General features: G+C 58.5%; 26 protein-coding genes. 5 read left to right on the top strand and 21 right to left on the bottom strand.

Going from position 1 to position 23267, the window contains the following annotated elements; translation table 11 throughout:
* Positions 1-20: 20 nt before the first annotated feature.
* The 3 genes from clpA to ACO07N_RS23245 form a co-directional block, all read right to left on the bottom strand.
* Positions 21-2471: an ATP-dependent Clp protease ATP-binding subunit ClpA gene (gene clpA / locus ACO07N_RS23235; protein WP_421983291.1), complete on the bottom strand. Its 2451-nt coding sequence runs from the start codon at positions 2469-2471 to the stop codon at positions 21-23.
* A 12-nt stretch (positions 2472-2483) separates the two neighbouring features.
* A complete protein-coding gene (gene clpS, locus ACO07N_RS23240; RefSeq protein WP_421984482.1) occupies positions 2484-2816 on the bottom strand; it encodes an ATP-dependent Clp protease adapter ClpS in 333 nt (110 codons plus the stop codon).
* 402 nt (positions 2817-3218) lie between these two features.
* Positions 3219-3551: a phasin family protein gene (locus ACO07N_RS23245; RefSeq protein ID WP_421984483.1), complete on the bottom strand. Its 333-nt coding sequence runs from the start codon at positions 3549-3551 to the stop codon at positions 3219-3221.
* A 638-nt stretch (positions 3552-4189) separates the two neighbouring features.
* On the opposite strand from ACO07N_RS23245, the gene ACO07N_RS23250 reads away from it, so the two are divergent.
* Positions 4190-5869 carry a serine hydrolase gene (locus ACO07N_RS23250; protein ID WP_421983292.1) on the top strand — a complete coding sequence of 560 codons (1680 nt, stop codon included), beginning with the start codon at positions 4190-4192 and terminating at the stop codon, positions 5867-5869.
* 17 nt (positions 5870-5886) lie between these two features.
* Here the strand turns inward: ACO07N_RS23250 and ACO07N_RS23255 are convergent, their stop codons facing one another.
* The 3 genes from ACO07N_RS23255 to ACO07N_RS23265 form a co-directional block, all read right to left on the bottom strand.
* Positions 5887-6594 (bottom strand): DnaJ domain-containing protein, encoded by a 708-nt coding sequence (locus ACO07N_RS23255; protein ID WP_421983293.1) that lies wholly within the window; start codon positions 6592-6594, stop codon positions 5887-5889.
* Positions 6594-7328 (bottom strand): VWA domain-containing protein, encoded by a 735-nt coding sequence (locus ACO07N_RS23260; protein WP_421983294.1) that lies wholly within the window; start codon positions 7326-7328, stop codon positions 6594-6596. Before ACO07N_RS23260 ends, ACO07N_RS23255 begins: the two co-directional genes overlap by 1 nt.
* An 89-nt stretch (positions 7329-7417) precedes the next feature.
* On the bottom strand, positions 7418-7852 hold the full coding sequence (locus tag ACO07N_RS23265) for a DUF1489 family protein (protein ID WP_421983295.1): 435 nt from the start codon (positions 7850-7852) through the stop codon (positions 7418-7420).
* Between the two features lie 115 nt (positions 7853-7967).
* On the opposite strand from ACO07N_RS23265, the gene ACO07N_RS23270 reads away from it, so the two are divergent.
* The 3 genes from ACO07N_RS23270 to ACO07N_RS23280 all read left to right on the top strand — a co-directional run bounded on the left by ACO07N_RS23270 (position 7968) and on the right by ACO07N_RS23280 (position 10652).
* On the top strand, positions 7968-8858 hold the full coding sequence (locus ACO07N_RS23270) for an SDR family NAD(P)-dependent oxidoreductase (RefSeq protein WP_421983296.1): 891 nt from the start codon (positions 7968-7970) through the stop codon (positions 8856-8858).
* Positions 8859-8956: 98 nt separating this feature from the next.
* Positions 8957-9472, top strand: coding sequence for a hypothetical protein (locus tag ACO07N_RS23275; protein WP_421983297.1), 516 nt, complete (start codon positions 8957-8959; stop codon positions 9470-9472).
* Between the two features lie 457 nt (positions 9473-9929).
* On the top strand, positions 9930-10652 hold the full coding sequence (locus ACO07N_RS23280; RefSeq protein ID WP_421983298.1) for a DUF599 domain-containing protein: 723 nt from the start codon (positions 9930-9932) through the stop codon (positions 10650-10652).
* On the opposite strand, the gene ACO07N_RS23285 is transcribed toward ACO07N_RS23280, so the two are convergent.
* Positions 10571-11818: an adenylate/guanylate cyclase domain-containing protein gene (locus ACO07N_RS23285; protein ID WP_421983299.1), complete on the bottom strand. Its 1248-nt coding sequence runs from the start codon at positions 11816-11818 to the stop codon at positions 10571-10573. The two genes, ACO07N_RS23280 and ACO07N_RS23285, sit on opposite strands and share 82 nt — an antisense overlap.
* Before the next feature lie 83 nt (positions 11819-11901).
* Entirely contained in the window at positions 11902-12723 is an 822-nt protein-coding gene (locus tag ACO07N_RS23290) for a YdcF family protein (protein WP_421983300.1), read from the bottom strand.
* A gap of 442 nt (positions 12724-13165) precedes the next feature.
* On the opposite strand from ACO07N_RS23290, the gene ACO07N_RS23295 reads away from it, so the two are divergent.
* Positions 13166-13570, top strand: coding sequence for a Clp protease ClpP (locus tag ACO07N_RS23295; RefSeq protein ID WP_421983301.1), 405 nt, complete (start codon positions 13166-13168; stop codon positions 13568-13570).
* Positions 13571-13645: 75 nt separating this feature from the next.
* Here the strand turns inward: ACO07N_RS23295 and ACO07N_RS23300 are convergent, their stop codons facing one another.
* The 13 genes from ACO07N_RS23300 to ACO07N_RS23360 all read right to left on the bottom strand — a co-directional run bounded on the left by ACO07N_RS23300 (position 13646) and on the right by ACO07N_RS23360 (position 23029).
* Positions 13646-14260, bottom strand: a complete 615-nt coding sequence (locus tag ACO07N_RS23300) for an ATP-dependent Clp protease proteolytic subunit (RefSeq protein WP_421983302.1) — start codon at positions 14258-14260, stop codon at positions 13646-13648.
* A 185-nt stretch (positions 14261-14445) separates the two neighbouring features.
* Positions 14446-15294 (bottom strand): adenylate/guanylate cyclase domain-containing protein, encoded by an 849-nt coding sequence (locus tag ACO07N_RS23305; RefSeq protein ID WP_421983303.1) that lies wholly within the window; start codon positions 15292-15294, stop codon positions 14446-14448.
* Positions 15295-15388: 94 nt separating this feature from the next.
* Positions 15389-15796, bottom strand: coding sequence for an ACT domain-containing protein (locus ACO07N_RS23310; RefSeq protein ID WP_421983304.1), 408 nt, complete (start codon positions 15794-15796; stop codon positions 15389-15391).
* A gap of 107 nt (positions 15797-15903) precedes the next feature.
* Positions 15904-16605, bottom strand: a complete 702-nt coding sequence (locus tag ACO07N_RS23315; RefSeq protein ID WP_421983305.1) for a hypothetical protein — start codon at positions 16603-16605, stop codon at positions 15904-15906.
* Between the two features lie 337 nt (positions 16606-16942).
* Positions 16943-17905, bottom strand: coding sequence for an agmatinase (locus ACO07N_RS23320; protein WP_421983306.1), 963 nt, complete (start codon positions 17903-17905; stop codon positions 16943-16945).
* 87 nt (positions 17906-17992) lie between these two features.
* Positions 17993-18685: an SDR family oxidoreductase gene (locus ACO07N_RS23325; RefSeq protein ID WP_421983307.1), complete on the bottom strand. Its 693-nt coding sequence runs from the start codon at positions 18683-18685 to the stop codon at positions 17993-17995.
* Between the two features lie 81 nt (positions 18686-18766).
* Positions 18767-19150 carry a cupin domain-containing protein gene (locus ACO07N_RS23330; RefSeq protein WP_421983308.1) on the bottom strand — a complete coding sequence of 128 codons (384 nt, stop codon included), beginning with the start codon at positions 19148-19150 and terminating at the stop codon, positions 18767-18769.
* Positions 19151-19259: 109 nt separating this feature from the next.
* Complete coding sequence (locus ACO07N_RS23335) at positions 19260-20432, bottom strand: isovaleryl-CoA dehydrogenase (RefSeq protein ID WP_421983309.1); 1173 nt, start codon at positions 20430-20432, stop codon at positions 19260-19262.
* A gap of 26 nt (positions 20433-20458) precedes the next feature.
* The gene (locus tag ACO07N_RS23340) at positions 20459-20905 is read right to left on the bottom strand and encodes a GNAT family N-acetyltransferase (protein WP_421983310.1); all 447 of its coding nucleotides are present in this window, start codon (positions 20903-20905) and stop codon (positions 20459-20461) included.
* A gap of 3 nt (positions 20906-20908) precedes the next feature.
* Positions 20909-21352 carry a PaaI family thioesterase gene (locus ACO07N_RS23345; RefSeq protein WP_421983311.1) on the bottom strand — a complete coding sequence of 148 codons (444 nt, stop codon included), beginning with the start codon at positions 21350-21352 and terminating at the stop codon, positions 20909-20911.
* Positions 21352-21753, bottom strand: a complete 402-nt coding sequence (locus ACO07N_RS23350) for a MerR family transcriptional regulator (protein WP_421983312.1) — start codon at positions 21751-21753, stop codon at positions 21352-21354. The genes ACO07N_RS23345 and ACO07N_RS23350 overlap by 1 nt, the downstream gene beginning before the upstream one ends.
* A gap of 88 nt (positions 21754-21841) precedes the next feature.
* Positions 21842-22465, bottom strand: a complete 624-nt coding sequence (locus ACO07N_RS23355; RefSeq protein WP_421983313.1) for a GH25 family lysozyme — start codon at positions 22463-22465, stop codon at positions 21842-21844.
* A gap of 138 nt (positions 22466-22603) precedes the next feature.
* Positions 22604-23029: a VOC family protein gene (locus ACO07N_RS23360; RefSeq protein ID WP_421983314.1), complete on the bottom strand. Its 426-nt coding sequence runs from the start codon at positions 23027-23029 to the stop codon at positions 22604-22606.
* Positions 23030-23267 lie beyond the last annotated feature (238 nt).

Genomic DNA, 23267 nt, shown 5'->3' on the forward strand with positions numbered 1-23267 from the left:
CAATCTGTTTCAGTCGCCGGTCAATCCGCCAGCGGCACCTTGGGTACGAGGCTCTTCTTGGAAGACCCGCCCTTGCCGCCGCCGGACGACTTTGACTGCTTCGCTGCCGTCGCTTTCGCGGCCGGCTTGCGGCGGCGTTTCGGCTTGGGCTTGGCTTCCGTCTTGGCTTTCGGTTTGGGCGGAGTTGCCCGCTCCTCGACGCTCTCGAGCAACAGGCCGTTGCTGTCCTCGGAGACGGACACCTTGACCATGCCGCCCTTCTTGAGCTTGCCGAACAGAACCTCGTCAGCAAGCGGCCGCTTGATGTGCTCCTGGATGATCCGCCCGAGTGGCCTTGCGCCCATCTGGTTGTCGTAGCCTTTTGTCGCCAGCCATTTGACGGCATCGTCGGTCAGCTCGAAGGTCACGTTCCGGTCCGCGAGCTGCACTTCCAGCTGCATGACGAATTTCTCGACAACCTTGTAGACCACTTCCATCGGCAGGTTGCCGAACGGAATGATCGCATCGAGACGGTTCCGGAACTCGGGCGTGAACAGCTTGTTGATCGCTTCCGTGTCGTCGCCTTCGCGCTTGATGCGATTGAAGCCGACGGGCATCTTCGCCATGTCCGAAGCACCGGCATTCGTCGTCATGATCAGGATGACATTGCGGAAGTCGACCTGTTTGCCGTTGTGATCGGTCAGCTTGCCGTGGTCCATGACCTGCAACAGGATGTTGAACAGGTCCGGATGTGCCTTCTCGATCTCGTCGAGCAGGAGCACGCAATGCGGATGCTGGTCGACACCGTCGGTCAGCAGGCCGCCCTGGTCGAAGCCGACATATCCGGGAGGCGCACCGATCAGGCGCGACACCGTGTGCCGCTCCATGTATTCCGACATGTCGAAGCGGATAAGCTCCACACCAAGCGAAGAGGCCAGTTGCCGGGCAACTTCCGTCTTGCCGACACCGGTCGGTCCGGAGAACAGGTAGCTGCCGATCGGCTTGTCCGGTTCGCGCAAACCTGCACGGGCAAGCTTGATCGCGGAGGCAAGCGTTTCGATGGCCGAATCCTGGCCATAGACGACGCGCTTCAGGTCCTTGCCGAGATTCTCCAGAACTTCCGCGTCATCCTTGGAAACGGATTTTGGCGGGATACGTGCCATCGTGGCAATCGTGTTCTCGATTTCCTTGACGCCGATTGTCTTGCGCCGGCGCGCCTCGGGCACGAGCATCTGTGACGCCCCTGTCTCGTCGAGTACGTCGATCGCCTTGTCGGGCAATTTGCGGTCCGAGATGTACTTCGCCGACAGTTCCACGGCCGTCTTGATGGCGTCGTTGGTGTAGCGGACCTTGTGGAAGTCCTCGAAATAAGGCTTCAGGCCTTTCAGGATATCGATCGCGTCCGGAATCGTCGGCTCGTTCACGTCGATCTTCTGGAACCGGCGCACCAGCGCCCGGTCCTTTTCGAAGAACTGCCGGTATTCCTTGTAGGTGGTCGAGCCGATGCAGCGGATCGCGCCGGACGCGAGTGCGGGCTTCAACAGGTTCGAGGCGTCCATTGCACCGCCCGATGTCGCACCTGCGCCGATCACCGTATGGATCTCGTCAATGAACATCACGGCGCCCGGGAAATCCTCAATCTCCTTGACGACCTGCTTCAAACGCTCCTCGAAGTCACCGCGGTAGCGTGTTCCGGCGAGCAGCGCACCCATGTCGAGCGAGAAGATGGTCGCGTCCATGAGCACGTCCGGCACGTCCTCGTTGACGATCCGGTGCGCGAGCCCTTCGGCGATCGCCGTCTTGCCGACTCCGGGGTCGCCGACAAAAAGGGGATTGTTTTTCGACCGGCGGCACAGGATCTGGATGGTGCGCTGAATTTCGCTGTCGCGCCCGATCAGCGGATCGATCTTCCCGCTGGTCGCCTTGTCATTCAGGTTGACGCAATAGGCTTCAAGCGCATCGGTTTTCTGGCTGGACTTCTTCTCCCCTTCGGAGCCCGGCAGGATATCTTCCTCCTCGGCACCGTCGACCGGGCGCGCTTCCGACATGCCCGGGCGTTTCGCGATTCCGTGGGAAATGTAATTGACCGCGTCGTAACGGGTCATGTCCTGGTCCTGAAGGAAATAGGCCGCATGGCTCTCGCGTTCGGCGAAGATCGCAACAAGCACGTTGGCGCCCGTCACTTCTTCACGTCCGGAGGACTGAACGTGGATGACCGCGCGCTGGATCACCCGCTGGAAGCCAGCCGTCGGCTTTGAATCTTCGTCGCTGTCGGTGACGAGATTGTCCAGCTCCGTCTCGATATATTCGAGAAGGTTCCGGCGGATCGTGTCCAGATCGACGTTGCAGGCCCGCATGACGGCCGCCGCGTCCTGGTCATCAAGCAAGGCAAGAAGCAGGTGCTCAAGCGTTGCGTATTCCTGCTGCCGTTCATTTGCGAAAGCAAGAGCCTGATGAAGAGCTTTTTCAAGACTGCGTGAGAAGGAAGGCACGTAGATTGGTCCTCACTTTTTTTCCATGACGCATTGCAGAGGATGCTGATGCTTGCGCGCGAAGTCCATCACCTGGGTCACCTTGGTTTCGGCGACTTCGTAGGAAAACACACCGCATTCCCCGACACCGTGGTGATGAACATGCAACATGATGCGGGTCGCTTCCTCCCGGTTCTTCTGGAAGAAGCTTTCCACAACGTGGATGACAAACTCCATGGGAGTATAGTCGTCATTCAAGAGCAGCACGCGATAGAGATTGGGCCGCTTGGTGACTGTTTTTGTCCTGGTAACGACAACCGTTCCGGTGTCGCCGCCGTCGTTGTCACGATCGGAGCCCGATGACATAGCCGTATCTATCGCCTCACTCATTCCGGCATTTACCAGTAATCATTTCTCGTGACAGACGCCGAATGGCGCGCTGTCAGGCCACGGGAACCCACGGCATCTGTCCGTGGATGTTGGATCTTCGTTGATAATCCTGCCGCGCAAGCGGCGCTTGCGCAATGGTCGATTTCATCAAGATTTAGGTGAACGCCTCTTTTGGGACAGGAGCGCCCCCGTCATTCAGGAATGTAGGTGCCTGAAATTCGAATAAAAGATGCGGATGCCACACAATTCGGTGTCAATGGAATTTCACTTGTGCGCGGTATTCGAAAATTGGGTAAATCTGTGCATATAAAACAAAAACCCGGCTGCGGTCAGCCGGGTTCTCATGTCACTCCGTGATAATACGGAATATGTGCTGGCTTATTTCGCCATCTTGCCGAGGACACCTTCGTAAGGCTTGTAGGCGTCTTTGGACATGTCGGTGACCATTTCACCGAGCTTTGTCATTTCGCCGACAAAACCTTCGTAGGTGGTTTTGACATAATCGGCCTGGGCTTCGAAAGCCTTGTCCAGAGACTTGGACGCAACCAGTTTCTCGACAGCAGCAGTGCCTTCTTCGAAGGATTTCTTCTGGTAGTCGGCAACTTCAGCCGCAATCGCCTGGAAACCTTTGCTCATGGAACCGAAGGATTCCATGGCCATGTCCATGTTGTCTTTGCTCAACTTCTGCAAGTCATCAAAGTTGTTCATCATTTCACTGACCTCATCCAGCGGACCGGATCCAGAAGCCTTTTGGCGTGGCTTGATTTGACGTCCGGTGCGCATATCGCGTTACCTATAGGAAAGGGTTCGTAATGCACTGCACAATAACTGTCAAGATTATTTTGCATTGCAACAACAACTCTTACGAGAATTTAATCCCTCCTATCCCATAAAGGGAATCGCATCACCGAGACTCAATTGCCGATTGCACGTCGAGCGGAATACTAGAATTCATGACTTGAAGAAAATCCCGCAAGGAGTTTGAATAGTGCACGACCGAGTGCTAATCATCATAGCCGGATGACCCGCAGCTTAACAATTAATTTTCTATTTTTACTACCAAGGAGAAAATAGTATTAAGCAACATTTCAAATTAATTGGAAATTAACAAATAAAATTGAATTTAACGAAGCATTAACTCTAACGAAAAACTACTAAACACAGTGGTTTTTCTGCAATTCATTTACACATTCGTAACCGTGATTCCATCAAATAAACCGGACATCACGGAGCATCGCGCTGGATCGCAGGGAGGAAGATTCAGCCAGCAATTCTCCAGACTGAAATATGTGACCCGGATTGGGATTGTAACAGTGTTAGGTATGCGTTCTTTTCGCATTGTTCGGTCGATGGCTCGGATCGGCAAAATTCTCGCTCTCAGCACGTTGGTGCTTGCATTGCCGGCGACGGCGAATGCCAACCCGAAATATGCGGGAATCGTCGTTGATGCCAAAACGGGCAAGACCCTTTACGCGTCGTCGGCCGACGCGTATCGCTACCCGGCCTCCCTCACCAAAATCATGACGCTCTATGTCGTTTTCGAAGAGCTTGAGGCGGGACGGCTATCCCTGAACTCGAGGCTGAAGGTATCGAAATACGCGGCAGGCAGGCCGCCATCCAAACTCGGCCTGAAACCCGGCAAGACGATCAAGGTGAAGGATGCCATCCTCGCGCTCGTGACCAAGTCGGCAAACGATGTTGCGACCGTGGTTGCCGAGAACATCGGCGGTTCTGAGAAAAAATTCGCGGAGCGCATGACGCGGACAGCGCGCGCGCTCGGAATGAAGAAGACGACGTTCCGCAACCCGCACGGTCTTCCCAACTCCGGACAACGCACGACAGCTCGCGATATGGCGACCCTGGGGCGTGCGATCCAGGAGCACTTTCCTCAGTACTACGGCTACTTCAAGACCCGTTCCTACAAGTATGGCGGCCGGACTTACGGCAACCACAACAAACTGCTCGGCAGCGTCAAGGGTGTGGACGGTATCAAGACAGGCTACATCCGCGCATCGGGTTTCAATCTCGTGACATCGGTCAACCGCAACGGACGACAGATTGTGGCCGTTGTCATGGGCGGACGCTCAGGCGCTTCCAGGAACGCGCAGATGACCAAGCTGATCGGCCGCTACCTCTCCAAGGCCAGTCGCGGCAAGAAGACTGTCCCGGCGATCGCCAAGGGCGGGGCAGCTCCGACCTTTGTCGCCTCGGCCCTCAAGTCGCCGCCGCTGCCAAAGGCCAAACCGGGCAGCCGGCAGGCGCCTGCAACCGGTGCACCGATGGTTCTGGCCTTCAATGCCGGAACGCAGAAACCAGCTGTTCCGGTTCCCGCCCCGTCCGGCGCTCCGGCGGTGACGAAAACCGTTGCGGACACCGCACCCAAGACAATCCCGGGCTTCGGTGAAGCCGTCCCGGTCCCGCCGAAGCTGGTCAAGCAGCGCTTTGACGAAACCTTTGCGGTTGCGACCGCTTTGCCGCCGATCCCGCGTGAGAGCCCCGGGCTTGACCTGACGACGAACTCGACCGGCAACAAGGCCTTGCTGGCGGCGGCGAGAGGCGCAGCGGCAAAGACGGCAGGCAGCGCACCGGCACGCGACACCAGCCCGGTGCCCGCCAAGACGATCACCGTTGAAACGGTGCGGATCGAAACTGTCCCGGCGCCTGAAGCCGTCGAAGCACCTCAGGCGATTGCAATCGCTTCGGCGACGGCAGCTCCGCAGATCGAGCCGGAAACGCGTGGAGACAGCGTGACCGTGGCCACGAGCGACAGGCCGGACATTGAGCCGGGCTGGCAGGTTCAGATCGCTGCCTCGGAAACGGAGAACCAGGCCGTCGCTCTTCTGAAGAAGGCAAAGGCCAGAACCGGTGCGGCGCTACGCGGGCGCTCGCCTTACACCGAACCCGTCGATGCCAACGGGACAACCCTCTACCGGGCACGGTTCGTCGGCTTCGAAAACAAGACTGCAGCCCGCCGGGCCTGCAGAACCCTCAAAAAGGCAAAATTCGCCTGCTTCGCCATCTATCAGTAACAGCGTAACGGATGTCCTCAATGTCTTCTGAGAAGCGTGTCTTTAGCCTCGTTGATTTTCGCCGCGAGGAAACCGGATCCTCCCTTGTCGGGATGAACGCGCAACATAAGCCTGCGGTGCGCGGCTCGAATTTCCGCGTCCCCGGCATCGGGAGAAAGCCCCAGGATCTCGTAGGCCTCCTCATCTGTCATGGGGCCAGAGCTCGCCGGGCTTCCCTGCCCCTCTGTTCCATCCGACTCGAAGTGTTCACGCCATCCGGAAAGCCGGCGGTCGAGATAAGCTTCGATTAATTTCAGGCTCTGGTCGTCCTGCAGACATTCTTGCCAGAAGGCATGAAGCTGTTCTTCCGTCAGGTCGTCGAGATTGCGGCCCTGAAGGCTGCCGGCCAGAACAACACCGGTCATCTCACCGGTATCATGATCCAGCTCCATCTCGATCATCGCCGTCCTCACCCGCGATCGTTGACCGGACGATTTGTTGGGCTTGTATGTTCCGGTCAATCCGCCAAGCCCCGCCAGTCCGAGCAGTGACAGGCCGAATCCGATCGTCGGGATGGCGAACATGAACCTCCCGGTCACGAGAAAAACAGCCCCGAGCAGCAGCAACGCAACGCCGCCGAAGGTGCGCACCTTGCGGGCAAGGTCCGCCGGGTTCGCCTGAACAAAGCTGCGAGCGCCGAAAACGACGGCCGCAAGCAGGATCAATCCAAAGAGAAAATAGAACATCAGCCAGGCTTGATTTGCTGCAACAGCAGACGGGCGCCCTGCCCGCCTTTCTTTTCAAGCGCCTGAAGCGCCTTGTGCCCACCTGTTGCAAAAACCGCGACCGCTTTCAAGAGCTCGGCAAGCTGCTGCGCAGAACCGGCGTCGAACGGGCAATACGCGCCTTTCGTCAGACGCGCCATTTCGCGGAAGGCCTGCTCGGCGACGGCGTCGCGTCCTTCCTGGAACAAGAACATGGGCACGCCGAGCAAGCCGAGCTGACCGGCCTTGTCGCAGAGCATGTCCACGTCTTCCTCCATGCAGTCGCCGACATAGACAACCGCTGCGATTTTCTCGTCGGCGGCGGACTGGAGCGCGGCGGAGAGGACCTTGCCGATCTGTGTGCGCCCGCCCTGTACGGAGATCCGGCTCATCGCACGCGCAAGCTCATCGCTGCGCTCGAACCATCTCGATGCCCTGCATTCGCCAAAGCCGCGGAAATAGACAAGCTTGATTTTCAGCCCGCCGATCTTGCCCGCTTCCTGGAACATTTCCGCCTGGATGTGACAGGCCCTGTCCCAGGTCGGTTGCCGGCTCATCGTGGCGTCCAGGGCAAAAATCAAGCGCCCGCCGCTCCCCGGCTGGGGCTTGATTGTCTTCGCTTTTTCCAGAAAAGCGGAAACATCATCAACGGTGGACGGGCTTTGCGAGCCCTGCCTGAGAGGTGTTTCCACCATACCGTCTTTGGATTTTGCCATCCTGCCTGTTCCCTGCCTCGCTCGCTCTCCAAGAAAGTGGGCATGCGAGCGCTTCTTGGCAAGTTTATCCGACTTCGCAAGGGTATGACCTAGAGCAGACACAGCTCAACGAGGTCGCGCCGCATTGCGTCCGGGATCGCGCGCGTATCGCCGGCAGAGCGCATGTCCTCGGGCGCATCTTCCGGCTTCAGATAACGCCACCCCTGGAACGGTCTTCTGGGCTGGTAGCGCGTCAGGATCAACCGCGGCTCAAGCACCAGGTCGCACCGTTTGATGCCGCCTTCATCGGTGAAGGGGCGGATGTCGACGAGGTGCTGACGGACCTGGATCTTGCCCTTGATGACCCAATAAAGCGATCCGCCGTCAAGCAGATCATCTCTGCGGGTCGGAACCATCCGCGTGGTATGCGTGGTCACTTCCTCCCGCCCGGCGAGCCTGGCCTGCTCGACGCGGTAGTCGACCCACGCCTGCAGAGACTCCGCGCTGTCCGCCCCCACACATAATTTCACCAGATTTAACGTCATCCTTCTGAACTAGCAGGCCTGCTCCCGACGTCAAGCCGACCCGCCGAAACTCGGTGGATTGTGCACAGGCGCGCACAGCAAATCCTTGCACCCCACACCGAACAGGGGTCTCATTATGTCTATGGACGTGTTTGTAACCGGCGGCACCGGGACAATCGGCGCAGCCGTCGTGAAAAACCTGATCTCGAAAGGATGCCGCATCATCGCGCTTGCGCGCTCCGAGGCTTCCGCGGACAGGTTGCGCGCACTCGGGGCAAGCGCCTTCCCCGGCGATCTGAAACATCCGGAAAGCTGGGTTGAAAGAGCCGCCTCCTGCGATGCCGTCGTCCACGCGGGCGCTACATTCACCGACGACATGGGACGTATCGATCGCCTGTCCATGCTTTCGCTGAAGCAGGCCGCAAAGCACAGGAAGCAGCCGCTGAAACTTGTTTATACCGGCGGTATCTGGTTGTTCCCCTCCACCACCGGATCGCAAGCGATCACCGAGAAGACGGCATTTGCCCCGATTCCGGCGTTCCGCTTCATGGCGGAAACGATCCGAACCCTGTCTCACGGGACCGATCTCAATCTGGTGGTCATTCATCCAGCGCTGGTCTGCAGTCTGACGGAGGGGCCCATTGCCCGGATGACACAGGCACTCAGGGAGGGCGTGCCCTTCCGGACGAGCGCCGGGCCGGAAACCATGTGGCCTCTGGTCGAAGCAAATGATCTGGCGTCGCTCTACAGCCTTGCGCTCCAGCACGCCCGCTTCAGAATGACGCTTCTGGCAAGCTCCGTGCCTGGGATTTCCGTCGGACACCTGGCGTCGCACATCTCCGCCCGTCACGGTGCACCGCTGGAAATCGAGACAGCCGGGACCGGGACCGATCGGGAACAGCAAACCGACTTCGACGCGGGTTACGCGCTGTCACAACGGGTCGACACCGCGCACACGCGGCGCACCGTCGGCTGGGAGCCGGAATTCGCCACTATAGAGGATCTCGTCGTTTCTCTTTCCCGTTAACGGCGCATGCCAAAACAGGCCACAGGAAACCAATCCGGAACAAGGCTTTCTCAACCTGTCGCCCTTATCATGCGGACAACCAATGCACGGGATGCCACATGAAACGACTTGCGGCCTTATTTCTGGCTCTGACGATCACCCTCGGATCTGTCCCCGCCTGCGCGGAGTGGGCCGAAGGTGCGTTCTCTATGGTCAATACGGCGGCATTCTCGGAACGGAACGGTCAAAGAACGGCCCTCGACCTGGAGCGGCAATCTGCCGAAGCCACCATTGACATTCAGACGGGAGACCGGCTTGGCCTGACGATAGGTGGCACGAACATCGTGCTTTACCCCGTTTCAGGTGGCCTTGCAGGCCTGACCTGGAACCCGCAAGGGGTCAGCCTCCTTCACGAAGAGGATATCAAGGCGCTCAATCATCCCCTCACGCCGGGAGAAGTACCGGCATGGGGAGCCGATATGGCCTGGCCAGGATTGGGCGTTGCAAGGCTGGTGCTCTTTCCCCTGGGTGCGGATGCATATGTCGGTTTCCTGATCAGTCATCCGCAGGACAGGAAAGTCGTTCGGCAAATGGAGTTCAGACGGGTTCCCGGCCCCAGGGACAGACCTGACTAGGGTGCGGTTTCATAAATGAGGCCGTAACCTGGGACACTTGCCCGGTTTTCTTGGAGAGCGGAATCAAAAAAGGCGTGGCCACTGACCACACCTTTCATTCGGTCGCGCGACCGGCGTCTTACTGTGCGACGGCGACGGCGTTGTTCGCGCTTTCCACATCATTGAAGAGAAGGATCATCGTCAAAGCGAGACCTACCGCAGCGACAGTCCAGAGAGTGACGCTCCAACAGGATTTCTGCACGTTTTCGTCCATTCAAGCCCTACACTTTTTTGCGGCGCCGATCCCCTGCATTTTCAAATGTGGCGCCATTGGGGCGACGAAGTAAACGAACCTTTACCAATTCGCAAGCGCAAAAAAGGTGCAGCTGCCAACCGATTTTTGCAGAGCAGAATTCCTTTCATTTTTTCAGCTGCTTATGCTTATTTGGGTTCGTTGCGCCCAACAGAAAGTTTCGCCATGCATGCTCTTTCGAACCTGGATATCGCTGCCGCTGTCTGGTTTCTTGTCGCCTGGTTCGGTTTCAACCTCATCGTCGATGTCACCTCATTGAGGCACAAGACACTGTCCAGCGCGATGGATGACTACCGGCGCGAATGGATGCTCTCCATGTGCGATCGCGAGGTGCGCATCATGGACACCGCCATCATGTCCGGATTGCAGCAGGGAACGGCGTTTTTCGCCTCGACGGCGCTTCTGGCGATCGGCGGCGGGTTTGCGCTTCTGGAGGCAACGGACCGGATCGTACAGATTACCGGTGATCTTTCGATCCCGGTGGAAAGCAGCAGAGCCCTGTGGGAAATCAAGGTGCTCGGCCTCATGCTCATCTTTGCATATGGGTTTTTCAAGTTCGGCTGGGCATACCGTCTGTTCATCTACGCCAGCATCGTCATGGGTGCCGTCCCAGAACATGACCGCGCCAACAAGGAAGAAATCCGCAAAATGGCACGCAAGGCCGCAGAACTGAATGTTCTGGCCGGACGGCATTTCAACCGCGGCCAGAGAGCCCTGTTTTTTGCGATCGGATTTCTGGGCTGGTTCGCGGGACCTTTTGTTTTCGCCGCCTGCACGCTTGCCGTCCTGCTGGTTCTCCTGCGGCGTCAGTTCGCCTCGCGCGCAAGGGCAGCCGTGCTCTCGGGGCAGTACCCGAGCTTGCTGTCATCAGACAAGTCAGGAGAATAGACGGACACCGGATCATCAAAGCCTTTCACCCGGTAGCGGCCGTAGAGACCCGACCGGCAGCCCATGATGTCCGAAAGCGCGTCGGAGACGAGCACCTCGCGATGCAGGTCTTTCGCAAGCTCCGCGATCCGCGCGGCCAGGTTGACCACCGGGCCGACGACCGTGAAATCAAGGCGCGTCTCGCTGCCGACATTGCCGTAAAAGACGTCACCGGCATGCAGCGCGATCCCGACGCTCAGATCCGGCGTCACCGCACAGGTATTGCTCGTATTGATCGTCTCGATCCTCTTGAGCGTTTCCCGTGCCGCGAGCAGAGCCCTCCTGGCCGCATCGCGCGCTTCCTCTTCCGTTTCATACGGGAAGATTGCCATCACCTCGTCGCCGATGAACTTGAGCACCTCGCCACCATGCGCCTCGACAGCCGCCGTCATCGCCCCGAAATACTTGTTGAGGAACGACACGATCATGTCGGCGGGAAGCGTGTTGGAAAGCCGGGTGAACCCGCGGATGTCGGCGAAACTGACAACCGCCTTGATGGTCTCGCCCTGTCCGCGGCGGGTGGTTCCGTCGAGAACCTTCGAGCCCGCGCGCCGCCCCACATAGGTATCGAGAACCGTTTCGGCGGTCCGGCGCAATGTCTTGAGCTCGCACACGAGCCCCAGGGGCCGGACGATCGACTCGAACACGCCGATATGCGTTTTGGTGAAGCCAGCGGGTGCCTTCGTGGCGAATGTCACGACCTTGACCGAACCGTCTGAAAACGGCATCGGCAGCGCGATATAGTCTGTGTAACCCTCATCGCGCAGTTCGAGCGTGATCGGGAACTCCTCCGCTTGGTCAGGCGCTTGCGCGAGCCTGACACGCACTGGTCGGACGGTCTCGTGCACGCGCTTGATGGGACTGGACTGATAGTCCTCGTCCGAGCTGTTCTCGGCCGTGTAGAGACGCAATTCGCGTGTCCCCTCACTTGTCCAGACGGAGCCTTCCGCCCTGACGTTCGGATGAACGACCCAGATCCCGGTGGTTGCCCTGTCCACCGGCACATGTCCGTCACGAAGACGGACGGCCATTTCACTGACCACTTCCAAGGTGTCGTTGAGATACGACGCGTCGCTATAAAGCCATTGCACAACGTCTGCCGCGACAAGCGGTGCTTCCAGGACCATCTGCCCAAGCCCTTTTGTTCCCTGAGATGTCCCTGATATGGTGCGCCGCAACGCAAAGTGAAAGAGGCAAAATACGGACAGCGTTAATCTTTTGCCGGTTTTTCTTCATCCGGCCCGGGCAAGAGCACAGGTGTGCGCCCCGTGATCCGGTAAACGAGAAGTCCGAGCCATTCCCTGAATGCCAGGTCAAAGCGCCGCAATCCCTTCGAGGCACCGGAAAAGCCAAGTCCCCTGTCCTCGAGCCCGCGTGTCCTGTAGTCGACCGGATACGCGGCGACACCGGTCCAGCCAGCCTGCTCAAAAACGCCCATGGCCCTCGGCATGTGATAGGCCGACGTCACGAGCAGCCAGGTCTGTCCGGGTTGCGGATCTATCAGCTTTTTGGTCAGCACGGCGTTTTGCCAGGTGTTTCTCGACGCGTCTTCCAGAATCACACGGTTCGGAGCTATGCCGAAATCCTCGAACAGTCTTGCGGCCCCCTCGGCTTCCGTCGCCTGGGACTGGATGATGACGCCCTTGCCACCGGTATGAACGACGCGCGCATCCGGCAAGGCAGCAGCGAGCCGTGCCGCGATCGTGATTCTCTCGCCTGATGTCGTGAGTGCCGTATCTCCCCGGCCGCCGGTCACGACGGTATCGACGGCCCCGCCCAGAACGATGATCCCGTCGTAGGATTTGGTCACGTCCGGCCGCGGAAACCGGTCTTCCAGGGGCAGAATGAGCCAATTCGCCGCCGGCGAGAGCCCACACACCGCCAATCCGAGAACAGCCAGCCAGATCAGACGGATCCCGGTCACCGGCCATCGGTTGAAGCTTTTGAGCACCAGACCAAGAAGCGCGACCGCGATCAGGAGATTCGATGGCTGGATGAAAAAATATCCAATCTTGGAAATGTAGAAGAACATACCGGAGGCCCATCCCTTTTTTCGTGATTGGTATTTTTTTCGGAATGCGTCTAAAAGAATCCGATTCACAAGTTTCGCACCTCACAAGGTGCGGATTTTCTATAACTAAAACAATAATGTGGCTTGGAGTACAAGAATTCGTTTCAGACCCATTTCAGAAATAGCTCGAATGAAGTTTATTTAGAAAAAACAAAATAAGCCAAACACTTAAGTTCCTCGCGAGCCGAACGGATCTGTAAATCAATTGTCACACTTTACAGCGAAAGTGCAGTCGTTTTCCTGGTTTGACCTGCGTTGAAACGAGGAGAACCGGCCGCCGGTTTTCCTCTGAAATGATTGTCGCTTTTCACAAAGGCGATAACCGTGATCGAGGTCACAGGGGCGTGAGCAGAAGTGAGGCATGCTGTGTGTGTTGAACCAAGACACAGTCGAGGGTAGCCAAATGACACTCTATTTGAAACTCGGTGGACGCGAAGCGATGGTGAAGGCAATGCCGCGCTTGCGTGCCAGACTCGAACAGGATCCCTGTTTCGATCTCTCGCGGCTCCAGAAGGAATTCGAGCGCGCGGAAGACTTCACGGAATTCCTGATCTTCCTGGTTGGCGGCGCTCCGTTCTACGACGGCAAGCCGATCTGTGAACTTCTGTCCCCGATTTGCACGTGCAATGAGGTCTACGACCGGTTCGTCGACCATCTCGTCATGGTGCTGTTCGCGGGAAAAAGAAGCGAAGACGATGAATCAGATCTCCGTGACCTGATGAAAACCCTGCGTCCGCAGGTTCTCGATCCGAGGCCGGTCGACCCGATCATGGTCTACTCGGTGGAACAGGAATTGATCAGCGCCTGATCTTGAGATCCAGGTTTTCAAACAAAAACGCCGGCGACAAAGCACCGGCGTTTTGTTTTGCAAGTCCGAAAAGTGTCAGCCCAGCTCTTCCACGCTGGTGACCACCTTCCCTACAAGGCCATATTCGATACCCTCTTCGGGGCTCATCCAGTAGTCCCGGTCCGTGTCTTTCTCGATCCGGTCGATCGGCTGGCCGGTCGCATCGGCGAAAATCTTGTTCAACCGGTCCCGCATCTTGATGATTTCCTTGGCCTGGATCTCGATGTCGGTCGCCATGCCGCCGGCGCCGCCGGACGGTTGGTGCAGGAGGAACCGCGTATTCGGCGTGCAGAAACGGTTTTCCTTGGGCACCGATACGTAGATGAGCGCGCCGGCGCTGGCCACCCAGCCCATGCCGAGAATGCGGACTTCCGGTGCAATGAACTTGATCGTGTCGTGGATCATGTCGCCGGATTCGACGTGACCGCCGGGCGAGGACACGATCACGGTGATCGGGTCGTTGGAAACCTGTGCCAAGGCGAGCATCCGCGCACACACGTCGCGCGCCATGTCCTGGGTGACCGGACCGGTGATCAGCACCGTGCGGGCTTCGAACAGATGCTTGTCGACCTGGATCGAAGGCTGGCTCTTGGGTTTGTCATCTTCATCGTCGTCAAGACGTGCTGGCACATTCGTGGAGTAGTTTTTCATGCGCAGGATTACGCTCCCTTTGCTGTTGAGCCGGCTGGACCGACAGTATCTGGCAGATTCGCGGGCATTCGCTCCGCGCCCGTTTTGACCATGTGTATGCGAACAAACGACCGCTCGCAAACCTTGAAAGCCTGAATAGACCGAAAAGAGTTATCAATCTGGGAACATCGCCGCATTCCGGTCGTCTATTTGCCCTGGCGCGGGGTTTCCTCCGCTGCTGCGCTCCTGCGTCCGACAACGAAGTGCCAGGCAAGGAGAAATGCGAACGGAAGCGACGGCCACACGAACCACAGCGTTGAAAGCCCGGTCGTCAGGAGGTTCAGCACGAAGAAGAACCCGATCAGGACGACGCAGGTTCGCACGCGCCGCGGCTGCATCCGCAACCAGCGGCGCGCCTGTTCAAAGCCGTTGGCAACCGCCTGCGTGTCCTTGTCCCATTGCGGATGGCTGTTTGCTGCGGTCTCCGGCTCCCCGTCCCCGGTAACCTCGGCCGTCTCGGCCGGCGCGTTGCGCCCTCCGAGCCGCACCGCATAGGTCTCAACCGGTTCGCTGACATTCTTGACGACCTGTGGCCCGAGCGGATCGAACCCGAGCGCGACTTTCGCCTTCACCTGGTCGTAGACGGATTGCGACAGCATGATACCGCCGCGCGGAGCAAGTTCCTGCAGCCGCGCTGCGACGTTGACGCCCTCACCGTAAATGTCGTCTCCCTCGACCATGATATCGCCGAGATTGATCCCGACACGAAATTCCATCCGGTTCATTTCCGGAAGATCGGCGTTTCTGAGCGTCAGTTCGTTCTGAATGTCGACGGCGCACTGAACCGCCTCGATCACGGACGTAAATTCGATGATGACGGCATCGCCCCAGGTGTTCACGATCCGGCCGTTGTGCCGCTCCGTCAGGGAAGACATGACCTCACGATACGCGCGCAGCCTGTCCAGCGTGCCGTCTTCGTCCCGCTCCATGAGTTTGGAATATTGTGCAACATCCGCGCACATGATCGCCGACAGACGCCGCTTGACCCGTTGCATGTTCGAAACCCCTGAGACCTACAGCTAAGGAATGGGAAGCCGGGAAGCAAATTGCAAGGAAAAACCAGCCACCGACCCAAGCCGCGCCCGTGCCCTACGAGCTGTTCTGCGCCAGGTTCCGCAGGGCATCCAGCGCATCATCTGCCCTGTCGGCCGGAACGAACACGTGGTCATGAAAATAGGCCGCCACGACATTTGCGGAAATCCCCTCTTTCGTCAGGGCAGCGGCAATGGCAGCCGTCAAGCCGACCGCCTCGAGGGAGGAATGCACGGTCAGCGTGATCCTGCGGAACCACTCCGCATCCGCCAGCCCCAATTCCCGCGCCCGTTCGACCGGCAGGATCGCGGTTGTGCCCTCGGTTTCGGCGAAGAGGCCGATCGCCTCATAGTCGACCAGGTCCTGAAATGTCCGGTTCGCGAATGTGCAAAAGACATACGGTTCAGGATCGAGCATGGGGCGCATCTGAGCGATCAGCGTATGCAGGTCGGTTTCGCCGGTCATTCCGTTTCCATTTCAGAAATTGGCTGCAAAAACAGGTGCTGCGGCTGATCTTAACAGTCTCCACTCGAAAACTCGAACGGGCCGGCGGTGCAGGATGTTTCGGAAACCTACGCCCCTCGTCGACCGAACCCGCCACCACCGCCGCGCGCTGGATGCGGTCTCGGTATCGGCCTTCCCGGTGCCTGCGCATGCGGTGACCGGCTCGTATGAGCAGGAACACCCGGTTGTGCCGCACGTCCGCCACCGCCGGGCAAATTCCTGAGGATGCCGCATATCCCGACATATATGAACGCAATCCGCCATACGAAGAACCAGATGTATTCCAGGGGCCCGTCGACATACCGGGCCAGAACCAACGTTTCAGGGGACCCGGGCACATATCTGAAGATCGGTCTGTAGGGGGCTTCCGGCGTCGCCCGCTCCTGCCTTTCCCGGAGACTGCCACCGTAGGAATAGCCGACATGCAGGGTCTGCTCGTGCGACCTTCCGTCGGTGCCATCATAGCGGACAGTCACGAAAAAGCGCGGCCTCCCGGCATCGGGGCTGTCAGGGTCTTTCTTGATCGACATGAGTTCACCCTCGACATCGACGCCGAGAAAAACCATCTGGAACGAATTGGAGAAATTGAACGCACTCCCGACCAGACCGGCCCCGGCAATGAAAATGCCGAAGAGAAACACGCCGATCGAAGCCCATTGTCCGGCAACAGAGTCCGCACGCCCTTCATCAGCTTCAGGCAAGCCGGCAATGAGCCGTTTGAACAGCCCGCGCGCGCCGATCACGAAAAGCCCCACTCCGGCGGCCAACATCGCCACACCCGTTAAGGTTGGTTTCAGGAGAAGCCATGGGTCCCCCTCAAAGGAGTGACCGGTATACTTGCCCGCTTCCTGCATGAGACGCACCTGAGGCAAACTGGAGTCACCGGTAAACATCTCATAGATAAAATAAAACGCCACAAGACTCGTAATCGCCCAATAAACGAGTATTCCGCCGATCAAAACGCCGGCAAGTCCTGCCAGAATATCAATTCCGTATCTTAAAGCCCGATCCATCGCGCCCTCCAATGAAGATGCGCAACTCTAACGAGCAAAAGTTTAACCGTCTCCGAAGAGCGATGGTTAACTTTCGAATATACGGCCGGTCACTTCATTTCTTCGCCGCAAGGGCCATGTTGCACAGCATCTCGAACATGATCGAAACGCCCAGGAAGGCGGTTGCGCCTGCCTGGTCGAAGGGTGGTGAGACCTCGACGAGGTCGGCCCCGACAATGTTCACCCCTTCCAGCAGCCTGGCAACCTGCAGCGCCTGGAACGAATTCGGCCCGCCGACCTCAGGGGTCCCGGTTCCCGGCGCAAAAGCAGGATCGACGAAGTCGATGTCATAGGAAACATAGGTGTCCTGCGAGCCGGCGATCTCTCTCGCCTCGACCATGACGTCCTCGGGACCACGCGCATGAAACTCTTCGATGGGAACGACACGGATGCCGACGCTATCTGCAAAGTCCCTGTCTTCACTGTCATAGGCGGTGCCGCGAATGCCGATCTGAATGACCCTTTTTGGATCGAGCAGGCCTTCTTCGACCGCGCGCCTGAACGGCGTTCCGTGGGTGTATTGCATGCCGCCGAAATAGCTTTTGAACAGATCCGTGTGACTGTCGAAGTGGATCATCCCAAGCGGCCTGTCCTTCGCGAGCGCACGAAGAATCGGAAGGGAGCACAAGTGGTCTCCGCCGGCGGTAAGGGGCCGGATGCCCTGTTCACGGACCCGGTCGTAAAACGCGGTCATGCGCGTGAGGCTGTCATCGACGCTCGCCGGGTTCGGCCCGACATCCCCCAGATCGGCACAGTTTGTCAGCTCGAAGGGACGCACGCCGGTTGCCCCGTTCTGGGCCCGGATCATCGTCGACATGTCGCGCAATTGCCTGGGTCCGTGGCGCGGACCCGGCCGGTTGGTGGTTCCGCCGTCCCACGGCGCTCCGATCAGACCGATCTCGACCTCTGCTATCTTCGCGTCATCGAGCGCCACATGCGGCAACCTCATGAATGTCGGAACCCCGGCAAATCGAGGCAAATCGAACCCGGATACCGGGTGGAAAAACGGATCGGTCATGAGGTCGGCCTGAGGTTGGTTCAAATCGAAATTCGTCGCGGGATACTATTTCTGGCAGAATCTGCAGCTTGTTCAACAAAAACCGGACTACCAGTCGACCGGTTTTCCGAGGTGATCGAAAAACCCGCCGGTTTCTGCCGGCGAAAGTCCCTCAACAACGTCCAGAAGCCGCTGGGCCGCGACATCCGGTTCCTGGACATCAAGCCCGCTCTTCGCGAAGGTTTCGGTCAGCTGCGTTCTGACGGTTCCCGGATGAAGAGCAACGGCAATTGCCTCGGGGTTCCGTCGGGAGAGTTCGACGGCTGCGGTCCTCAAAATCTGGTTGAGACCTGCCTTGGCGGCCCGATAGGCGTACCAGCCGCCGAGCCTGTTGTCGCCGATGGAGCCGACGCGCGCAGACAATGTCGCGAACAGGCTTCGGCCTTCTCTCGGAAAGAGGGGCAGAAAGTGTTTCATGAGGAGCGCCGGTCCGATGGCATTAACCGCATAGGACCGGGCAAGATGGGCCGGGTCGATTTCCCGCCAGCTCTTCTCCGGGCGCATGCCATCAAGGGTCAATGCACCGCTCGCATCGAACACCAGCCTGATCTCCCCCTCCAGGGACTTCAGGTGCTCTGCGCACGCCTCGATTGTCGTCTCATCGAGAAGATCGAGCGGCGGCACGGACTGTCTGCCGAGACCGACGACCTCGTCGTAGTTTCCCGAGGCCCTGACCGCTTCGATGATCGCGGAACCGATGCCGCCGGTGGGGCCGACGATGACAGCTATTTTGCGGGTCATGCGCAATCCTGACTGTTTGTCCACTGTCAATACGCACGGAAACGCCTCCGGGATTGCCTGCGGTGCGGCCAGGTTCAGGTTTCAGACAGTCGCCGTCCAGATGCCGTCGACATAGTCCGCCTCGTCATCGCCTGGCCAGGGCGGCATGGATATGCAGATGAACTTGAGCGGCACCGCCGCGTCGCTCCGGTACTGAAATGCCGTGCCGGCGGGAATATCGATGGAAACGCCCGGCACCAGGTCCACGGTGCCCGAGGTTTCGCCGTCGGAACGCCAGATCTGTCCCCGCCCCTCCAGGACGAACCAGAACTCGCTGACCGTCTTGTGCCGCGTCGCGCGATTGATCTGCCCGGCAGGCACGGTGGAATGGATCATGTTTCCCGTCGGGCCGTCCATCAGGAACCGGATGTCCGCACCCGCGGGAGACTTGGCGTCGAATGTATCGGACAGGATATTCTGCTTCACGACGGCTTCACCCTTTCAAAGAGACGGCGGTGTGATGTTCCTGCGACCATTCTTGCCGCGCCTGTAAGGTCTTGTCGAGCCGTCAGCCAGGGACTAATCGCCCGCTGCTCTAAACTGTCTTGTTGAAGATTTCCCGCCCGATCAGCATGCGCCTGATTTCCGATGTCCCGGCACCGATCTCGTAAAGCTTGGCATCACGCAACAGCCGGCCGGTCGGATACTCGTTGATATAGCCGTTGCCGCCGAGCAGCTGGATCGCATCAAGCGCGATCTTCGTTGCGTTTTCAGCGGCATAAAGGATTGCGCCCGCCGCGTCCTCCCGGGTCGTCTCCCCGCGGTCGCAGGCTTTTGCGACTGCGTAGACATAGGACTTGGTGGCATTCATCGAGACATACATGTCCGCAACCTTGCCCTGCACCAGCTGGAAGGTGCCGATCGGCTGACCGAACTGTTCCCGCTCATGCACGTAGGGAATGACGACGTCCATGGCCGCCTGCATGATACCGACACAGCCGGCCGCAAGGACGGCACGTTCGTAGTCAAGCCCGGACATCAGCACATTGACGCCCTTGCCGACCTCTCCGAGCACGTTTTCCTCCGGCACTTCGCAGTCCTGGAAAACGAGTTCACCTGTTTCCGAGCCGCGCATGCCAAGCTTGTCCAGCTTCTGTGCGACGGAGAACCCGGGAAAGTCCTTTTCGACCAGGAAGGCCGTGATGCCCTTGGGCCCCGCATCCGGATCGGTCTTGGCGTAAATGATCATGGTGTCCGCCGACGGACCGTTGGTGATCCACATTTTCGAGCCGTTCAGAACGTAGCGGTCGCCTTTCTTGTCGGCCCGGAGCTTCATGGAGACAACATCGGAACCTGCACCCGGTTCCGACATGGCCAGCGCCCCGAGATGTTCGCCGGTGATGAGCTTTTCAAGGTAGCGCTTTTTCTGGTCTTCCCGGCCCCAGCGGCGCAACTGGTTGACGCACAGGTTGGAATGGGCGCCGTAGCTCAGCCCGATGGACGCGGAGGCGCGGCTGACCTCTTCCATCGCGATGCAGTGCTCCAGATAGCCGAGACCGGAACCGCCCCAGTCTTCCTCCACGGTGATGCCGTGAAGGCCGAGTTCGCCCATCTCCGGCCAGATTTCTCTCGGGAACCAGTCTTCCCGGTCGATCTTCTCCGCGAGCGGGGCAATACGGTCCTGGCTGAAGGATCGAACCGTGTCGCGCAGCATGTCTGCGGTTTCGCCCAGGTCAAAATTGAACCCGGGAAAATCGTTGCGAATCATAACTTTACCTCCCTGCGATCCCGATTTCAGGTTCGCACGTAACGAATGGAATCGCTCAGCTCGCCGATCCGGTCGTAGAGCAGCTGAGCACGCTTGTTGTCTCGATCGGTGTGCCAGTAGACCTTGCCGCTGGCGCCGGGCTCCCGGTCCGCCGCAGCGTAAACCGCCTCAATCAGTTTTCGGCCGGCTCCCGTGCCCCTGACCTCGGGGCTCACATAAAGATCTTCCAGATAGCAGACCGTCTCCAGCGACCAGGTGCTGTCGTGAAACAGGAAATGCACGAAGCCGACCATCTCACCGTCGCATTCAGCGACAAAGGCGGAATGTGACCCGGGCGCAAGCAGGCGCTTGAACATTCCGTCGGTGACTTCCGGGGCAAGATCCTGCTCGTAGAAGTCCAGGTAGGCGGCCCAAAGGTGTTCCCAAACGGATCTGTCGTCGGGCGACAGATCGCGGATCAGAATGTCAGACATGGTTCAATCCTTTACGCCCGCAACACTGACAAGCGTGAACAGTCCGGTCGCGACATGGACCTGTAACCCGTCCTCCAGCCCGTAGACATCCGCCTTTGCGATGGTGAGTGTTCGGCCGGGCTTCACGACACGCCCCCTTGCCAGAAGTGTCCCCTGTCTGGCCGGGTTGAGCAGGTTGATCTTGTATTCGCTCGTCAGCACCCCGCAATCAGCGGCAAAGAGGGACAGGGCCGCATAGCCGGCGGCGCTGTCGGCAATGGACGATGTTGCCCCGGCATGAAAGAAACCGTGCTGCTGGGTCAGGTCCTGGCGCATGTTCAGTTCGATATCCACGGCCCCCGGGGCAACGTGCACCAGTTCCGCCCCGAGATGCTTCATGAAATGTTGCAAGGCGAAGCTTTTCCGGACACGGCCGTCCCAGTCAGGATCTCTCGGCTTCAGATCCATCATTCGCTCCCGACCCGCGTTCTGCTGACAAGCTCCGACATGCGCGTCCTGGCACCGGTCTCCACTTCGTCGAGTTCCAGCAGTGTCAGTTCGATGTCGCGCTGCTTTTCAAGAAGTTCTTCCCGGCGCGCCGCGATCTTTTCCAAAAGCAGCCTCAACTGGCCTGCCTCGCCCGGCGACGTCCCGTACATCTCGATCATTTCCTTGATTTCATTCAGGGAAAATCCGAGCCGCTTGCCGCGCAGGATGAGCTTGATACGCGTGCGGTCACCGGGCGTATAGAGCCGCTGACGGCCGCGCCTTTGCGGCGTGACCAGCCCCTGGGCCTCGTAGAAGCGCAAGGTTCGAGTGGTGATGTCGAACTCCTGCGTCAGTTGTGTGATCGTGAAATAGCGCTGCATACCCGCTCCTTGATACGGGCACAGTTTATTCTTTTTACGTTAAAGTCAATACATCAATTTTTTCTTATAAATTGCAGATACTTGATCTCTACGTACGCAGATCGCTCACAGCGGCCTCAGCGTTCAGCACATTCAGGTCCACGTTGCCCGAAATGCCCTTGATCGTACCGCTGTCCTGATACTGCCAGAGGACCCAGTCCTTCGTGTAGGACGGCGAATGCCAGATGGAACGGGTCCAGAGACGCCTGTTGAGCCCCTGCCCCTTGAGATAGGCACGGTAAAAGTCTTCCGGGGCGTACAGGATGACCTTTTTTCGGCTCGAAAGCTCCACCTGGGCAACGAAGTCGGAGATCTCTTTCAGGACCGCATCGACCGGTGGCCTCCGGGCGCAGTTGGCGCTGAATTCAAGGTCCAGAACAGGGGCGAGCATGTCCGGGTCCTCAGGCAGCACCTCGAGAAAATTGAGGGCCTGCTCCCTGCCCTTTTTGCAGAGGCTGAAATAGTGGTAGGCCCCCCTGGCCAGGCCGACCGAACCGGCACCAGCCCAGTTCCGAGCAAAGGCACTGTCCTTGAAATCGCCGCCCTCGGTTGCCTTCATGTAGACGAAGGATATGTCGTCACCGGCAACCTCGGTCCAGTCGATTTCACCGAGATGGTGCGACACATCAAGGCCGCGGATCGGGTATTCGTCCCTGTCTGGTTCCCAGCTCATGAAAAAAAACGCCGCTCCGCCGATCGAGATGACGCACCCGACCACTACGTAGAAAACTGTCCGGAATATTGCCTGCAAGAATTTCATTTTGCCACCCGCTTCCAAGGCGACAAGAATTTGCCTCAAAATTCTTAAGATTCACGATAGAAAATTCGGCCAGAGCGGCGGCGCCGCAAGTTCAAGCACATTTCCGTCAGGATCGTTGAAGTAGATGCTTGTACCACCGGCCGGCCAGACCACCTCGCTGATGATCTCGACCGAGTTGGCCCTAAGAAAGTCGCGCCACGGCTGCAGCTGTCCGGTACCGATCCGGAAGGCAAAGTGACTGTTCCCGGATGTGTCATGGCCCGGAACGACGCCGCCTGAGGTTTCGACATCGTCACCGGTATGGCCACGGCGGAACACCAGGAGCGCCTGGCCCGGTCCGGCGTCGTAAGCAAAGAGCCTGTCGCCCGCGACCATTCTCTTGAGACCGAGAACGTGCGAATAAAACGCGTGTGCAGCATCCATGTCATCCACATAGACCGCTGTTTCCAGAACGCCGTTGATCTCAGGTCTGTCCATGTCTTCGCCCTCTCGGCATTGAGACAGCTATACCGTTTAATAAACAAACTGTAAAAACTGCCTCAGCAAAATCAACTAAAAGGTGCAGAAAGAAGGTATAATACCTAGAAAAAGTAACTAACTTAAGCAAATGCGTTTGCTATCCAAAGACATCGTGTGTGAAACTCCCCGCACCAATGAAGATTCGATTGACTTCATTTGACAGTGAAACGCGTACCGACCGGGGCATATCGGCGCA

Source organism: Roseibium sp. (assembly GCF_965229775.1).
Classification (GTDB): Bacteria; Pseudomonadota; Alphaproteobacteria; order Rhizobiales; family Stappiaceae; genus Roseibium.

Excerpts from the sequence above, each read along its gene's own strand:
- clpS (WP_421984482.1), bottom strand. The coding sequence starts at position 2,816 with ATGTCATCGGGCTCCGATCGTGACAACGACGGCGGCGACACCGGAACG.
- ACO07N_RS23245 (WP_421984483.1), bottom strand. The coding sequence starts at position 3,551 with ATGATGAACAACTTTGATGACTTGCAGAAGTTGAGCAAAGACAACATG.
- ACO07N_RS23250 (WP_421983292.1), top strand. The coding sequence starts at position 4,190 with ATGGCTCGGATCGGCAAAATTCTCGCTCTCAGCACGTTGGTGCTTGCA.
- ACO07N_RS23255 (WP_421983293.1), bottom strand. The coding sequence starts at position 6,594 with ATGTTCTATTTTCTCTTTGGATTGATCCTGCTTGCGGCCGTCGTTTTC.
- ACO07N_RS23260 (WP_421983294.1), bottom strand. The coding sequence starts at position 7,328 with ATGGCAAAATCCAAAGACGGTATGGTGGAAACACCTCTCAGGCAGGGC.
- ACO07N_RS23265 (WP_421983295.1), bottom strand. The coding sequence starts at position 7,852 with ATGACGTTAAATCTGGTGAAATTATGTGTGGGGGCGGACAGCGCGGAG.
- ACO07N_RS23270 (WP_421983296.1), top strand. The coding sequence starts at position 7,968 with ATGTCTATGGACGTGTTTGTAACCGGCGGCACCGGGACAATCGGCGCA.
- ACO07N_RS23275 (WP_421983297.1), top strand. The coding sequence starts at position 8,957 with ATGAAACGACTTGCGGCCTTATTTCTGGCTCTGACGATCACCCTCGGA.
- ACO07N_RS23280 (WP_421983298.1), top strand. The coding sequence starts at position 9,930 with ATGCATGCTCTTTCGAACCTGGATATCGCTGCCGCTGTCTGGTTTCTT.
- ACO07N_RS23285 (WP_421983299.1), bottom strand. The coding sequence starts at position 11,818 with ATGGTCCTGGAAGCACCGCTTGTCGCGGCAGACGTTGTGCAATGGCTT.
- ACO07N_RS23290 (WP_421983300.1), bottom strand. The coding sequence starts at position 12,723 with ATGTTCTTCTACATTTCCAAGATTGGATATTTTTTCATCCAGCCATCG.
- ACO07N_RS23295 (WP_421983301.1), top strand. The coding sequence starts at position 13,166 with ATGACACTCTATTTGAAACTCGGTGGACGCGAAGCGATGGTGAAGGCA.
- ACO07N_RS23300 (WP_421983302.1), bottom strand. The coding sequence starts at position 14,260 with ATGAAAAACTACTCCACGAATGTGCCAGCACGTCTTGACGACGATGAA.
- ACO07N_RS23305 (WP_421983303.1), bottom strand. The coding sequence starts at position 15,294 with ATGCAACGGGTCAAGCGGCGTCTGTCGGCGATCATGTGCGCGGATGTT.
- ACO07N_RS23310 (WP_421983304.1), bottom strand. The coding sequence starts at position 15,796 with ATGACCGGCGAAACCGACCTGCATACGCTGATCGCTCAGATGCGCCCC.
- ACO07N_RS23315 (WP_421983305.1), bottom strand. The coding sequence starts at position 16,605 with ATGTTGGCCGCCGGAGTGGGGCTTTTCGTGATCGGCGCGCGCGGGCTG.
- ACO07N_RS23320 (WP_421983306.1), bottom strand. The coding sequence starts at position 17,905 with ATGACCGATCCGTTTTTCCACCCGGTATCCGGGTTCGATTTGCCTCGA.
- ACO07N_RS23325 (WP_421983307.1), bottom strand. The coding sequence starts at position 18,685 with ATGACCCGCAAAATAGCTGTCATCGTCGGCCCCACCGGCGGCATCGGT.
- ACO07N_RS23335 (WP_421983309.1), bottom strand. The coding sequence starts at position 20,432 with ATGATTCGCAACGATTTTCCCGGGTTCAATTTTGACCTGGGCGAAACC.
- ACO07N_RS23340 (WP_421983310.1), bottom strand. The coding sequence starts at position 20,905 with ATGTCTGACATTCTGATCCGCGATCTGTCGCCCGACGACAGATCCGTT.
- ACO07N_RS23345 (WP_421983311.1), bottom strand. The coding sequence starts at position 21,352 with ATGGATCTGAAGCCGAGAGATCCTGACTGGGACGGCCGTGTCCGGAAA.
- ACO07N_RS23350 (WP_421983312.1), bottom strand. The coding sequence starts at position 21,753 with ATGCAGCGCTATTTCACGATCACACAACTGACGCAGGAGTTCGACATC.
- ACO07N_RS23355 (WP_421983313.1), bottom strand. The coding sequence starts at position 22,465 with ATGAGCTGGGAACCAGACAGGGACGAATACCCGATCCGCGGCCTTGAT.
- ACO07N_RS23360 (WP_421983314.1), bottom strand. The coding sequence starts at position 23,029 with ATGGACAGACCTGAGATCAACGGCGTTCTGGAAACAGCGGTCTATGTG.